The sequence below is a fragment of the Psittacicella gerlachiana genome (assembly GCF_003585965.1).
GTDB classification, from domain to species: Bacteria; Pseudomonadota; Gammaproteobacteria; order Enterobacterales; family Psittacicellaceae; genus Psittacicella; species Psittacicella gerlachiana.
This window is the reverse complement of the sequence record NZ_NRJF01000063.1, coordinates 1-14,250: the sequence shown is the minus strand read 5'-3', so window position 1 is coordinate 14,250 and position 14,250 is coordinate 1. Positions and strand designations below refer to the sequence as shown.

Genomic DNA, 14,250 nt, shown 5'->3' with positions numbered 1-14,250 from the left:
AGTTATCCTAGAAATAAAGTGGAGGCATAGCGTAAGCTAAGGCTAGGTTGTGATAGAAGACAAATTTAGGGAAATCATCATGTAACCAAGCAATAGGTTTGTTTGCCGTATCTTGAGTTTTTAAAGGATAAGTAAAGATTAAATAAGCTTTACCTCCCGTACATGCATGGTTCTCGGTAATTTGAATATCGAGATAAGAGTTAATATGGTAGTTTTGTTTTGCATTACCAAGAATATAGTAATCAGCAAAGTTCTCTTGTTCGATAGGGTAATCACTAAAGAGGTAACCATATTCATTTGGTGTTAAATCTGCATATTCAAGAGTAGCAACACTACGCCCTTGACTTGCTAATTGAGCTTCGAGATCTATATGTCCTGGAAGCTCACGTGGATCTTGCTGGTGTTTTTCTAGAGCTTGATTCCAGTAGAGATTGCTTAACTCAATTACTTCAGTCCGAGTATCTAGACGGGTAGCTATGTAATTAACCACTTGATTAGCAAAGATTAAAGAACTCTTAGATACAGGTTGCACATCATCTTCAAGAATTAAATAGTAATTATGCACATTATCAATAAGATTATTGAGATAACGATAAGCTTCTTGGTGCATGATTGCACGAATCATTTCTTCTCTTGTTGGTAAACGTTGATAATTTGCTTGGAAAGCTTCGAGATCATAGTATTTTTCTAATTCTTGATCACTGAGCTTATCAAATTCTTGACGTTTAATAATGTGACTTATATCTGCAAATTTTTCTTGAATTTGTTCTTCAGTTAAACTACGTTGAATAATAATTACTTTATTATTTAAGAAGTTTAGTGGTTTATAGAGTTCGGTCTCTAAGAGACGTTTACGCATAGCTTCACGGGTTACCGTTCTTTCTTCTTCAATAATTGAAGTAAAGTTGTCATTATCTTGGTGACTGAGCATAGGTGAAGCATAAACATAGGTATCAGGTAAATACTCAAAAAAGCGTGGGAAATCATCTGCGACCCAATAAGGACGATTTAAATTTTGAAAGAAATTGGTTTTTAGTAATGATTTCTTAAATAAGTAATGAGCTGAACCATAAGATACTACTGCTGTAGGGAAGAAAATACTTTGTTTTGGATTGAGGCAAATGAGATCATCGGCTTCAAAACGGAAATAAGTAATTTCTTTGAGCTTATGATAAGGTAAAGCTCGATCTTGGTTAAGCATATTATTGCTACATTGAATAAATTGAGTATTACGTTCAGGGTTATTGTATAAATAATGCAGAATACTATTGGTACGTTCGTACCAATTCGTAAAGAACTTCGTATCATCTTCACAGACAAGTACCCAGTCGTCATCGGCAATACTTGGATCTTGTAAGACTTTTTGGTAGATTTCCCAGTGCGAAAGTGTACAACCTATTTCTCCTAGGGTCATAATACGTTCATAAGTATTATAAAAACGCTTACTATCAAAACGTGAAGAAATTTCTTGTTCGCTTAATTCTTTACCATAAACTGCGGGAAAGAGTTCAAAATCTTGAGCATGAGTTTGAGCTTTAAAAGCTTGAAGACGATCTTTCGATTGGGGCAAGCTAATAACGAATTTACGAACTTTACTTAGATAATCAGGGTATTGTTCTTGGTTATTATCTAAATAAGTGAGAAGACGTTGTTTTTGGCGATTAGAACGTAAATTTTGATATTCACTAAAACCAAACTGCTCTTCATTAATAATTTTTGCTGTAGGATCGGTATCTAGAGCCTGCGCTAAAGGCGGATTAACCTGAATAATTGAGTGACTGGTAAAGTCAAGATACCAACTAAGACGACTATAGTTTATTTCAAATAAAGGAGCCGCAAGCGTAAGAATTTGCCAGTCATTTAATTGCTCAAGATCAATTAAGGCTTTGAGTTGCTCTTTATTACTAAAGAGTTTATCTTGAGTTTTTGCTCTTACTTTAGCTAGAGTTTTGAGTAAACTTTCTAACCAAAATTCTTGTAAATGTTCACTCTCTGTAGATCCTTCTTGACTAAAGTTTTTTAGCTGCTCGTGGAAGAGAATATCCTTGAGCAGTTCGGGATTATTTTCTTTAATTTCTCGATGCGATAAGTTATCTTCAAGGAATAAAAGTTTGTATAAAGGATCCTCTTTAAGCGGAGCTATAAGTTGCTCGATATTTTCTGGATCATAATCTGAAAGACCTGTTTGGAGATTTTCTTGAGCACTAAACCAAGTTTTTTCAAGACGCTCAGAAGTTAATTCTCCTAATTCTTCACGTAATCTTTGCACATAACTCTTAATTAAACCTTTATTTAAGATCAAGAAAGAAAAGTTTTTATTTGAGAGCTTAATTAAAGATTGTAAACTTTGGGCAAAGTATTCATTTTGATTATAGAGGTTAGCAAAGTCTGGTTGCACATAAAAATGTACATTGGAAGCAAAAGCCTGTCCTCCTTGTTCATAGAGGTTTGGTGCTTGATAATCTAGATTTTTTGCTCCTACCGTATCGCCAAGGAGAATAAGATTATTTGGGGCTCCTCCTGCTAAATAAGCGAGGCTTTGATTTAGACGAGTTTGCCAATCGGGATCAAGACTCACAAAGCTATTTGCAACAATAAAGTAGTCTTGTTCACCAATTTGCGGATTGGCAAGAACTGCTTGGAATACTCGATAGAGAGCTAGCGTTTGACTTAAGCTTTCACTATTGTAAATATGACTATTGTTACTGAGATCTGAGAAGATTCTACTCCAACCTAAGCTCAGACTATGTTGACTACTTGCACTTGGTGAGTCCAACATGAGAGGCATAAAGTTGGTAGTTTGACTATTGTTATAAAACTGTTGCAAGCTATAAGCGTGATCAGCTTTAAACATCACAAATTTTGGCATTGAGGTTACATAGTCATAACCGAGGCTAGCTTTACCTGCTTGAATTTGGTGTGTTTGCATCCAGCTTACAAGACTTAAAGAATCTAGAGTAAGAACAAAGTTGCCATAGCGGAAATTACTTACGGCAATACTTGGGTTGGTAATCGCAATTGAACCTACATTAAACTCAAAGAGCTGATGCCACATGGACATATTCCAAGCTAAAGGCTGATGCCATACTGAAGCTACTTTGGTGAGAAGATCTTGAGTTTGAGCTAGCCCTTGAAATTTAGCTTGGGCTTCTTTAAGTACTTGCAGTTGTTGTTTTTGAGCTTGGGGATCAAGACAAAGCTTATTGATATATTCACGAATTGCCTTTACACGCATGAGGTAAGCTACCGGCTCATGTAGTGGTAGCTGAGAAACACAAACTAACTCTAAAGGTTCATTAATATTGGTTAAAGAAGTAAAAGGAGTTTGGCTAAAAGGGTGTTCATTAGTTGCAGTTAATTGTTTCCCTTGATTATTAAAAACTCTAGATTTATAAGCTAAGTTTTGGGTTAGAGGAGACTTGTCCTCGAGGTATTTAGTAAATTGTGGTAAGAGCTCTAAACGTTTTTTGGTAAAGTCACAACCACGTAAGTTGAGGTAGTTATGTTCTCCCGCAACAATTTTACGACGGGTCTCAAGAGTAGCACGAGAAAAATAATTAAAAGTTAATTCTTTGCTATCTCCTAAACTTATAGCATTGAGGCGTTCTTTAAGAATGTGGTTATTGGCTGCAGCCTGTAAGCTATCTGCAATTTGCTCTTGCCAGTTACTTGCGAGTAAAGTTCCTTCTTGGACTATGAGGACAAAGTCATCATCGTCAAGACTAGAGTCTTGAGCAATTACGAGCTGTAAATCGAGATGAGCGAGAATTTGATTCAAAGCTTTAGGGGATACATCTTGCTCACCAAATTCTTGTAGATAACTTTGGGTATTAAAGCGTTGTTCTAATTCTGCCTCGTTATAGGTTAAAGCCTTATGCTCAGTAAACTCCTGAGCATAAGGTTGTTTTAAACTTAAATTACGTGCAGAATTATTATGAATATTAGTTAACAAGTAACTACGAGCTAATTGAAACATAGAAATTTAAGTTATGGTTTAATTGATACTTGAGGTTGAGCAAAAGCAATAGATTTTTTGGTAAATGGCATGCCAAATACATAGTCCTCGGCAAGGAAGTAGCGTTTACCTTCAGATAAGAATAAATGCATATGTGAAGGGGTAAATTTGAGCATGAGGTAAGAACCGGAACCATTGCTGACTTTACGGTTAATAATGGCTACGGTTTGTTGCTCATTAATCGAGTACACTGGATTCTCACCTATATGAATACCATGTTGTGGATAATCCTTTTCCTCTAAGAGCTCAAAGTTCTGTTCTTGCTTGCTATTGCTCGTTTGAATTAAGAGAGTATCTAAATCTAATCTTGTATCAATATATTCACTAATACAATTTAATTGATGTAAAAAGTCTGGAGCTAGGGTTTGATCGTCTTCGACAATAAAATGGAACGTAAAATCAGAAACACCTAAATCACGGATATAGCACCAAGCCTTATGGTGAGTTAGAGTAAGATTAAGTTCTTCTGGAGTAATCTCACGCCCATAGGTTTGCTTGAACTTAGCAAAATCAAATAGTTTTTCTTGCTCGTTGCGTGGTAAGCTTGCATAGTCTTCTTTTTTAATTACATTAAAGTGCGGGAATTTTTGGTTAATTTCCTCAAGACTTAAGGTTTTTTGAATCACATGCAATCTTTCACGAGTGACATAAGCAGAAGGATTGGTTACTGCTACCGAACGTAGTTTAATTTTTTCGGCATTAATACTTGCAATACGTTCATGATCAAGAATTGACTCTAAATCACGATCATCAAAGCCCAGTTGTGGGTTAACATAAGCAAAGATTTCCGGACGGAAAGTATAGTATTGAGCTATATCATCAGCAACCCAGTCAATTTTACTGCAAATACGTTGGTGGTTTTTTACTAACAGACTTTTACGGATTAAATAGAAACCAGCTCCCGCAGGGAAATCTCGGTTAATTAAAGTAATCCCTAACTCCGGAGTAATTTGATGGTAATTATTTAATTGCGAGTAAATACTGTGGTAACCCACAAAGCGTTTTGGAGCTATGAGATCAAAATTAGGAATTTGATTTTGGGCTCCATTAATAATTTCTACCCGATTTGGAAGTTCTTGTTCTACATAAAGTAGAACCTTATTGAGCATTTGATACCAGTCGGGATTAAGACGAGTATCATCTTCAATAATTAAAATCCAATCATCAATGCCTAATTCAGTATCATATAAAGCTTTACGTAGAATTTGCGTATGGCTTAAAGAGCAACCATACTCTCCCGCATGCATGGTACGGTGATAACGTTCATTGTATTTCTCGCGATCAAAGAGTTCATTTATATCCTCTTCGCTCAGATCCTTACCCCAAACTGCCTGATGCACCATAAAGTCTTCGACATTATTTTGACGCATAAACGCTTGTAAGCGATCTTGCGATTGCGGTAAGTTAATTACATATTTTTTAACTTTAGCGACTAAGTCAGGTAAAGCTCCCGCTTTAAGGTAGTGGAGTTCAGGATTTAATTTCGGACTCGATTTATAACAGTTTTCAAGTTCGCTTGGTTCTAATTGCTCAAAGTATTCTTTAATTGGTTTTTCTTGACCAAAGAATAAAGGTTGCTCTTGAGCAATTTTTTGGGCCTGTTGCGAACTAAAAGGAGTTAAATCTAATTGTTCTTGAGCCTGAATTGTATTAATGCGTTCAAGAGGATTAATTATTTCACCACTTTCTTGGTTGTACACTTGCGGTTCTATGATCGCTTGGGGAGCTGTTACTGCTTGACGGTAGACTTCTTGGCTTTGCCAAGGTAAATCCGCCCCTTGCTCTTGCATATCACTTACATTTACCAAATTGGTGAGATCCTGAGCTTCTTTTTTACCTAAACTACTATCTTCTTGTAGTTGCGGGAGTTGTAGATCATGGATTTGTTCTTGGTTATGGTAAATAGCTAAACTTGGATTAGTAAAAATCACATTAGTCGCATTAAAGTTAATTAAATCTGCAAAGCGATCGAGATAGAAGCTACGAGCATTTAAGTAATCATCGGCACTAAGGCGTTCATGTAAAGCTCGTTTACGTACAAGGACTAAAGAGTAACTTAAGTATTTAAATGAACTAGCTACTATAGCTTCTAGATCTTGATCAAGGCGACAAGTCCAACTTAATTCTGGAGTAATAATTGATTGCTGGGTAAAGAGTTCAAGACGCTTTTGCGGATCAGGATCATCAATAAAATTAAACCCTGCGTCAGGATTTTCGTTGCCGGCAATAATAATTTTTGCTAAAGGGTAACGGATGGTTAACCAACGCATAAACTGATTGAGTTTTTTATACCAATCAGGACGGAAAATAGTTTGATCCTTGGCAAAAACTATCCATTCACTCTCGTCAATAGTCGGATCTGCAAGAATCTCACGAATCAGACGTCTTTGAGCGAGTGTTTGAGCGGCTGCAGTTAAGTTTGGTAAATGATGTGTACCATTAGCAAATCTTGCAAAGTAGAAATAAGCTTTTTCAACTTGATCTTGTGTCCACTCTTCGAGTTTTGGGGTCGTAACAGGAATAAAGCCTTGAGTATTACGTTGAGCAAAGAAAGTTGAGAACTTGTGTAAGTGGCTTTTACCTTGTAAAACGTATTTACGTAAAGGTTGGACAAAGTCATATCCCTGAGCTGTATATCTATCTAAATGGGAATTAAAAACTACCGCTTTTCCTTGTTGGTTTGCAATGTTTACATAGTCTTGATCGGTAAGTTCATGCGAGCCATTAGCATAGGCTTGAATGCCAAGAAATGGATTGGCATAGGCTACCGACATGGTTGTAAAATTAAAGATTTTATGTAAAGAATCTTTAAAAAAGGAAACACTTTGCTCAAGAGGAACGAGCTTACCATAGTCTTTCCCCGCTGCGTCTGCTCCTTCGAGAATGTCTGCTGGGTATTTATCTCTTTGTAAGTATTGATCTTTAAGTTCGAGATCTAAAACTTCTTTAGCACTAATCTCTTTTTGGTAACAAGCGATCATAGAAGCTTCACTCGAAACAATATTGTGAATTTTACCGTAGTTAATTTCACGAATTTTATTTTTTGCCCAAAGTTTTACGGTGGTTAAGAGAGCAAACTTATTAATTAACATCATTCCCGAGCGATGATAATTAAATACATTAGACAGTTCTAACTCTTGAATCCCATAAGGTGATTCTATGTTATCCGTCAGTGAACTTATGTCGTTACGAATGCTATAACTTGGATAAACTTTTAAGGCATCTTTTTGCGTCTCATCTAAGTGAGAGAGGTTTTTATTGCCTTCAATACTTAGAAAGATAAATTTTAAGCGTGAGAGATCGTTAAGTTGTTGTTGACTAAAGCTTGCGGTAATCTCTTCGCGGTATGCCGGAGTTACATAAGAGGCAAGATTACGGTTATAAGGAATTAAATTGGTTAATAAAGCTTCAATTCTTTGCGGCCATTCAGGGCTAAGAATAATTTCATTATTGGCAATTAGTACCCATTGATCGTCAGCAATACTTTCATCAAGACAAATATGGGCTAGAAGATTTATTAAACTTACAGCTTCGTTAATATCAGCAATGCTTACAAAACGGCGTGGTAAGCTTAAATCATAAGTATCACGCATCTTGCGGACATCAAAATAAGGTGCTAAAGCATCAAGAAAAGGCGTATGAATACTTTTAGGGTTATAAAGAAACTCATCTAAGAGGTCAAATTTAGTCTCACAAGGATATTCATTTGCCATCTCTTGAGTAATTTTCCCTAACTTTACTAAGTAGCTAGGCAGATCAAATCCACTTACTTTAGTAAAAAGTTGGGCAAAAGGTTGAGCGAAAAATGCTTCCTGGGTTTGACTGCCTGTAGGCATTACAAGGGCAAACTTAGGAATCGAATTAAAGAGGGGAAGTTTTGCCATAACTTTATCTTAAACCTATTAAGTTAAACTTATTTTTGGTTTGCTGAAATTAGTTGTGAAAAATTAAACTTATAAGCAGTGAGCTTTTGCTCTTTACGTTCACTAACAACAAATTGTTTTAATTGTTTTGGAGTTAGTTGTAAGTTAGTTGCGAGAAGTTTAAATTGGGAATTAGTTAAAGAAATTTCTTGGGTAATTAACTCAGAGCTTTGAGGTTGTTGAATATCTACGAGCTCAATTGGAGCTTGAGGATAAATTCTTTCTTTACTTACCAGCTCCGGAAGCACATAGGCATTTAAGAGAGGATCACTGGTAGTTTGCGCTTCTAACTCGGAAATGAGTTTAGGGAGAGCCGCTTTGAGAACAAGAAAAGCGTCTACTTGTGAAGCTCGAATCTCTGACTCTAGACCTTGTCCGCCTAAAACAATAAGAGCAGGAAGGTCTTGGGTAAAGATCTTGCTAAGTTGCTGATTTACCATTCCGTACCAATTAGCTTGGAAACGAGTACTACTTTGAGTAATTAATAAGTAGTCATGAGCTAAGGTATCTCTCTGTTGATTTAATTGCTTAAAGAGTGCAAGCAGACTAGCACGGGTAAAGAAGTTACCAGCAAGAATTTGTGACTCTCGCATTAATTGTGGAGCTAAGGCTTGAGGAACAAAGTTTACCGTATGCGGTTGTTTATAAAAAGAGCCTACGGCTAAAGGATTAGTCTGAGCTTGAGAGTTTACACTAAAATAGCTATTGAGATCTTGAGAGCTTAATTGATTGTACAGATCTAATTTGGTATACGAAGAGGGTATATAGCTCAACACTAAGTGCTTCATAGTTGCAAGATAGTCATAGCCTCGCCCTACATAGTTCCCTGAAAAATTATAAGAAGCAAGTTGATTATGATAGAGGGCAATTTGCTCTCGGGTTTGTACTGCTAAGTTGTCGTTGATAACTTGTCCTAAGCTTGGTTGAGCTTGAGCAAAAATCAAGGTTTGGTTGGTAGCTAAAGAGGCAAAAGCAAAAGGATCTAAACTTGGTGAAGCATAAGGGAAACCTAGTTGATAGTTACTTGAGGTTTTATTAATCTTTTGTACAAGTTTAGATAAATGTTTTTGGGCTACTTGAGCATACACACCATAAGCTTGAGTATTAGCTTGAGCTTCTTGCAATTTGAGAGTAACAAGAGCTTGGAGATTAACTAAATAAAGTCCTTGGCAACTTGGAATAAAGCTTTGTAAAAAGTTTAGTTGTTGCGAATTTAAATTGTCTGCTAATTGTGGATAGGCAATTTTACTCTTGCTGAGATTAATTTTGAGGCTTTGCTCAGGAACAAAATCGAGTCCCGTATTTGCCTTAAAATTCGCCTCTAATTCTAAAGAGTTATCCAAAGCAATTACCGCAGTACGACAAAGACGATCAGCTAAAGCTTGGGCTTGAGGAGTGGTTAGACTTTCAAGTCCTGGTAAATCTTGCAGTTGAGAGCTGTAGCTTTCAAGAGCTAGGAGGTACTGTTGTTGATATTGCTGTTGACAACGCCAAAGACTTTTGAGCTCATTACCACATGAGTTAAGCTCTTCTTGAGCTTGGTGTAAAGAAGCGTGAGAAAAAACTTGTTTTCGTCCTTCTAGAGCTTCGAGAATTACTTCTAGACGTTGAGGCCAATCTGGCGTTAAACTCAGATTGCTACTTGCTACGAGTACCCATTGTTCTGCTAGGGTTTGCTTTTTAGGTAGTTGCTCTTGCTCTGCGTTAGTTGCAGGTTCTTTTTTTGCAACTACTTGCAAGAGATAGTTATTGAGCAAACGTACGGTCACTGCTTGCTCTAATTGAGCAAGAGTTAATTGGTTTTTCGGTGCTTCTAAGTAAAAGCAAGTTGCGAGGAGGAGATATAAACGCTGACGGACTTTAGCACTAAGCTCTTGAGGTAAGATTTCAGGATCAAGCGTAGCTTGGTTGATAAAATCAGCGAGTTGATAACGATTTAAGCGGTCAAGTTTAAGTTGTTGTTTGAGATTATGGGTTTGGATTTGTTCTTTTAAACTAGGAGTAATTGGAGCATAGGCTTGGATTAAAAATTTTGCCATTTGATCCCAGTATTCCACATACAAAATTTGTGTAGGGGTTAATTGCTCTTGTTGTAGTTTAAGTTGTTGTGGATATTTACGATCAATAATAAAACTTAAGCGGAGTAAGATTTGAAAGAAATACCAATCTTGCTCAAGTAATTGAGCTTTAAATTCGGTAAAGGAAGTGAACTCTTCATTAAAAGGTTGTACCGAGAATAAAGGGTTTGTACCTAAGACAAATTTAGGTAAGGATGAAGTTAAAGGGGTTTGCAAAAATTTATGCATAATCTTTTGCCAAAAATCATTATTATTGAGGAAATTTTATGCCTTATATTTTACTATAAATTAGGCGCAATTATGAGAATAACTTTTGCCTTTAGCTCCCTAAATTTCTTAGGTTCACTAAGGGCAGAGGAAAAGTTTAATGACAGGTTTTTTAATTCTTGCCCACAGATTTTTTGTGTTAAAATCTAAGGGCAAATCTTACGTAAAAAGTGGAGATAATAAAGCAGTAGCAAGAATTAAGCTACTGTTTTGTAGATAAAAATCATTATGAGCGACAAGTTTCTTTATGTTATTGATGGTACGGCAATAATTTTCCGTAACTATCATGCCAATTTTAATTATTTTTTAAATTCTAATTTCCATGATACTTCTGCATTATCTGGAACTATAACTTCAATTAATTCTTATATCGGTAAGGTATTTCCTACTAATGTGGTGGTCGTATTTGATCCTAAAGGTGGAACCTTCCGTAATGAAATTTACGCAGAATACAAACAAAACCGCTCTCGTCCTGATGAGCAGCTCTTGTGGCAACTCGAGCGTATTCCTGAGTTACTAGAGGCCATGGGCTTTCCGGTATATATAGTTCCAGGTTATGAAGCTGATGATGTGATAGGGACTATTGCTAAATATCATAGTGCCCAAGGAGTCGAAGTTTTAATTGAATCTAAAGATAAGGACTTTGTACAGTTAATTGATAAAAACATCTCTTTAGCAGATACTTTAAATGACTCTCTTTACGATTATAAAAATGGAGATCGTAAATTTGGGGTTCCTATTGAAAGAACGATCGACTTTCTTGCTATTTGTGGAGACAGTATCGATAACATTCCGGGGGTTAAGGGAGTCGGAGAGAAAACAGCTTCAGGGTTAATCAATACCTATGGAGGAATTGAGCAAATCTATCAAGCAATAGACGAAGATAGATTTACCGAGCAAGTAGGTAACCTTAAACCGCAAACTCTTGCTAAAAAAATGTTAGCTTCCCGAGAGAATGCGTTTCTTTCTTATAAATTAGCAACGATCAATACTCATGTGCCTATGGAAAATATCGAGTTAGATCACATGCTAATGAGACAGCCAAATGTCACAAAAGTTCTAGAATTACTCGAGGAGTACGAGCTTTTTAGTATTCGTAACTCTTTTGTTGAAGGCAAGTTAAGTTGTTTAAACTATGATCTTCAAGCTTTAAAACAAGAAGTAGAAGCTTATTTAGAAAAGCATAGTTTTAAAACTCGTAAACAAAGTTTACGTTTATCTAAACTTGATATTAAAAATCTTACCGTAGAGCAAGCCAAAGAAATTTATACTACCGGACTTTTGCCTGATGGTACGCCTTTAATGGCAGCAAGTAGTGGTAAGCGTAAGGTAACGGCAGAGAAGAGTACAGAAGAATCTACGACGGCAAGTAGTAAAGCTACTTATCAAGCTACTGCAGAAGATAAAGAACTTTTAAAAGAGACACGAGCGTTTTCTGGAAAATTTACGGAATTTGCTCAAGATGTAACTACCTCTCCTTTACTGATGATAGATCCTTTTGATTTTAGTGAACAAGAGGTAATTCTTGGTTTTAGTGCTGAGCAATTAAGTAAAGAAGAGATCTATAGCGAACATCCTGAGCTAGCAAATTTAAAAGAAAAGTTTTATCACAAGTTTAAAGAACTCTTAATTGCTAGTCCTCTGCTTGAAGTTCTCAAGCAAGCAAAGCAAGTAAGCTTAATCTTAGAAAAAAATACTATTCATAAAACTCCGGTAGTATTAAATATTCTTCTTGAAAGTGGAGAGAAGCAGGCTGTAGTAGAAGGAGGTGAACCTGAGTATAAACAGCGTCAACTCTTTAGCTTAGAATTTGCGAAAGCACAAATTTTCTTAAATAGGATTAAACATGATGAATTTGTAACCCTAGCTTATTTTGCCTTTAAGCAAGCTTTTGCCGAGCTAGTGTTTAAACCTTTATTAGCTCAAGAGCAAATTCCTGTACTTACTGCAGATTTAAAAGATTTAGCTCACGAGTTTAATTTAAGTGTTGCGGAAGTTAATGCGGTAGGAGCTAATGTCCATGATTTACGTTTAGTAGGTTATACGCGTAATTCAGGAATCAAAGACAATAGCCTAGTGAACTTAGCCAAAGAGTTTTGCAAGCTTGAATTTGCTCCAATTAAATACTTAAAAACAAAAGTAGATTTAGAGAGCATTTATCAATCGTGCCAACAGGCAACCATGTTTATGCCTTTATTCTATCGTTTAGCAACTTCTACTCTAAATAGTCCATTGTACCAAAAGATGGAACAACCTTTATGGAAGTATCTTTATACTATGGAAACTAATGGGATTTTAGTAGATATTGCTAATTTAGAATCTATAGTGGCAGATTTGCAAGAGGAAATTAAGCAAGCTGAGCAAGATATCTATCAGGCTGCAGGAATGGAGTTTAATCCTAATAGTCCGAAGCAAACCGCAGATGTTCTCTATAATCACTTGTTATTAACTGATCCTACGGGCAAAGGTTCAACTGCTGCTGAAGTTTTAACTCAACTAGATCATCCTGTAATTGCACATATTTTAAATTATCGTTCCTTAACTACGATTTTAGCGTCACATGTAATACCGTTAATTGAGTTAGCTCAAAGTAGTAAAGACCAAAAAATCCATACTACTTTCTTACAAACGCAAACGGTTACCGGACGTCTTTCTTCACAAGACCCTAACTTGCAAAATGTTCCTGCGGTAGCTAATATTGCAAAACGTATTCGTGCAAGCTTTATCGCTCCTCCTGGTTACAAAATGGTGAGCCTAGACTATAGTCAGATTGAATTAAGAGTTTCAGCTTCTTTATCTCAAGATGAGCATATGCTCGAAGCTTTTAATCATGGTGAAGATATTCACGCTCGTACGGCAAGTAAACTATTTAATGTGCCGGTAGAAGAGGTAGAAAGAAGTCAACGTCAAATTGCTAAAGCAATTAACTTTGGTTTAAACTACGGAAAAACGGCATTTAGTTTAGCTACTGAGTTAGGGATTAGTCGTCAGCAGGCTTCAGCGTATATCAATGAGTACTTTGCAACTTACCCTAAGATCAAAGACTTTATTACGCAAACTATCGACAAAGCTATGGGACGAGGTTTTGCCCAAACAATTTATGGACGCATTATTCCTTTACCTTATATTTTTTCAGGAGTACGTTCATTAGTAGAATCTGAAAAACGTAATGCGACTAACTATCCAATTCAAGGTTCGGCTTCTGAAATTATTAAACTGGCAATGATTGAAATTCAAAAAGAAATTACCAGTTGTATGCCTGAGGTAATTAGTCATTTACAAGTGCACGATGAATTAGTATTTTCGATTCCTGAAACTCTTGTTGAAAAATATGTAGCTCAAATTAAACAGGTAATGGAAACTTCAGTAAGTTTACCTGGGGTAAAACTAAAAGTAGAAGCGTCTATAGGTTCACATTGGACGAAATAAAGTTTTAAGGTTCATGCGAATATAAAAATAGCTTCCAAATAAAATTGCTATAAATAACCCCTCCGCACTTTAGGTTTAAAGAGTGGAGGGGTTTTTTATGAGCAAAATAAAACTAAAGACTTAAGTAAAGATAAGCTACAAAAGTTTAAAGACTTTTGAGGTAACTATAATCAGAGAAGACAAAGTTAGCCTCTTATTAGAAAATGTTTAATATAAGTGTTATTTAGTTAGAGTTAACTATAAAAACAAAGGGAAGAGTTGTAGTTGTTAAGGGATTAACTATATAAGGGTAATCTCTAAGGGATTAAAGGGAATAACTCAGTAAAGAACGGTGATTAAAGGAGAAGAGCTTATGAGGGAAGAAAAAAGTAAAATTATGATCTATGATTGATCATTTTTAGGAAAAAGAAGTAAAGTGTAAGGGAGATAACCCAAGTTATCAAGGGAGATTTTAGATAAAATGATTATAGGTGATCAAAAAGTCAAATAAATATTTTATTTAAAAATGAATCACTTAAGGAAAAATTACAAATTTTTC

General features: G+C 35.9%; 4 protein-coding genes. 1 reads left to right on the top strand and 3 read right to left on the bottom strand.

All coding sequences use genetic code 11. The features are described 5' to 3' along the window. Window positions 1-7: 7 nt before the first annotated feature. Genes CKF59_RS02725 through CKF59_RS02715 form a run of 3 tightly spaced genes read right to left on the bottom strand, consistent with a single transcriptional unit; the run spans window position 8 to window position 10,244 of the window. Window positions 8-3,976, bottom strand: a complete 3,969-nt coding sequence (locus CKF59_RS02725) for a glycosyltransferase family 25 protein (protein ID WP_119534452.1) — start codon at window positions 3,974-3,976, stop codon at window positions 8-10. An 11-nt stretch (window positions 3,977-3,987) separates the two neighbouring features. Beyond that, window positions 3,988-7,899, bottom strand: a complete 3,912-nt coding sequence (locus tag CKF59_RS02720) for a glycosyltransferase family 25 protein (RefSeq protein WP_119534451.1) — start codon at window positions 7,897-7,899, stop codon at window positions 3,988-3,990. A 29-nt stretch (window positions 7,900-7,928) separates the two neighbouring features. Continuing rightward, complete coding sequence (locus CKF59_RS02715) at window positions 7,929-10,244, bottom strand: hypothetical protein (protein ID WP_119534450.1); 2,316 nt, start codon at window positions 10,242-10,244, stop codon at window positions 7,929-7,931. A 267-nt stretch (window positions 10,245-10,511) separates the two neighbouring features. On the opposite strand from CKF59_RS02715, the gene polA reads away from it, so the two are divergent. Continuing rightward, a complete protein-coding gene (polA, locus tag CKF59_RS02710) occupies window positions 10,512-13,712 on the top strand; it encodes a DNA polymerase I (protein WP_119534449.1) in 3,201 nt (1,066 codons plus the stop codon). The last annotated feature ends 538 nt before the right edge of the window (window positions 13,713-14,250 follow it).

What these genes read in the sequence shown, in the direction of transcription:
- polA (WP_119534449.1), top strand. Translation starts at nt 10,512, where the DNA reads ATGAGCGACAAGTTTCTTTATGTTATTGATGGTACGGCAATAATTTTC.
- CKF59_RS02725 (WP_119534452.1), bottom strand. Translation starts at nt 3,976, where the DNA reads ATGTTTCAATTAGCTCGTAGTTACTTGTTAACTAATATTCATAATAAT.
- CKF59_RS02715 (WP_119534450.1), bottom strand. Translation starts at nt 10,244, where the DNA reads ATGCATAAATTTTTGCAAACCCCTTTAACTTCATCCTTACCTAAATTT.
- CKF59_RS02720 (WP_119534451.1), bottom strand. Translation starts at nt 7,899, where the DNA reads ATGGCAAAACTTCCCCTCTTTAATTCGATTCCTAAGTTTGCCCTTGTA.